At 60.0% G+C, this 1,212-nt stretch carries 1 protein-coding gene; it reads left to right on the top strand.

Features of this window, described 5'->3' with window-relative positions; translation table 11 throughout:
• Positions 1 to 308 precede the first annotated feature (308 nt).
• A complete protein-coding gene (locus BLV07_RS45740; RefSeq protein ID WP_091899146.1) occupies positions 309 to 1,049 on the top strand; it encodes a Crp/Fnr family transcriptional regulator in 741 nt (246 codons plus the stop codon).
• Positions 1,050 to 1,212: the final 163 nt, after the last annotated feature.

Raw genomic sequence — 1,212 nt, 5'->3', positions numbered from 1 at the left:
CGTCGAAATTGACTGCATAGGCTGCTCCTCCGAATCGTGGGAGCCTCAAAAACGGCGCCCATACCTTGGCACTCTCGTGCCGGTGGAGGAGCCGTCCACAGCATCAAAAGCCGACTCCCAATTCGATCCACACCGGGTGACGAATTGGGGGTACTTGCTTAAATTTTTTACTTGACAAGGCGGCCTTAGACGGATTGCACAGCAAGGACCCCGTCGGTCGGTTATCGCGGGAACCTCCTCGATTTCGACCCGTATGGTGTTCCAATCAGCACGATGAAAGTTGAGTTAGTATGCGCTCGGGGGCTCCTATGATGGAGCGCCCTGCCCGCGTCGGTAATCGTCTCCTAGCTGCATTGCCGTCGGAAGACCTCGCATTACTCGCGCCGCATCTCCAGAAGGTATCGCTTGAACAGGATGCCGTGGCAGCGCGATCGGGAGATCGACGCGACCGTGTTTACTTTCCCCATAGCGGCGCCATCTCCTTCATGCTCGGCCTGCCGAACGGGGAAACGATTGCAACCGCCGTGATCGGGCGCGAGGGAGCCCTCGGTGCGCTCTCGGTGCTGGGGGGAGACCCCTCCCTGTCGTCCGTGACCGCGGTCGTGCGGGTGAGCGGCACCGCATCGCAAATCTCCGTAGAGCGTTTTCAAGCAGCCTACATGGGGAGCAGCGCCATCAGACATGTGGTCCAGGCGCACACGAGGTCGATACTCATGCAGTTCCAGCACGTCGCAGCCTGCAATGGGCTGCACCCCGTCGAGGCCCGTATGGCCCGGTGGCTGCTTCACCTGCACGATCGGACGGAAGGCAACATCCTATCATTAACTCAGGAGACGCTTTCGCAGTTGCTCGGGGTGCGACGAACGACCGTGACACTGGAGATTGCCAAACTCCGCGCCTCGGGTGCCATCAGATCAGATCGGCGGGGCTTGATCGAAATCGATAGGGGGCGTCTCGAGCAAGCGTCCTGCGAATGCTACGACATCATGCGCCGTCAAACCGATCAGATCTTCCCGGATGACGCCGCGAGGCAGATGCAGGCCAGCTAAGGGAGTGTATCGCCACTGTCCTGATTGCGCGGCGACCGGACTCAAACGCGCCGACCGTCTGATTGGCCGTAAGCGCTCAGCCAATACCCTGGCTTCGGGATTGGATTAGATGTGCGAAGAAGCCTCCGGCTTGAACGGAGGTTTGGGATGGGTTTGGACGGCA

Origin of the sequence: Bradyrhizobium sp. Rc2d (assembly GCF_900099855.1) — a bacterium.
Lineage (GTDB): Bacteria > Pseudomonadota > Alphaproteobacteria > Rhizobiales > Xanthobacteraceae > Bradyrhizobium.
The sequence above is the reverse complement of the archived record's forward strand: the minus strand, read 5'-3'. Positions and strand labels throughout refer to the sequence as shown.

Coding starts and splice junctions, on each gene's coding strand:
- BLV07_RS45740 (WP_091899146.1), top strand. CDS start 309: ATGATGGAGCGCCCTGCCCGCGTCGGTAATCGTCTCCTAGCTGCATTG.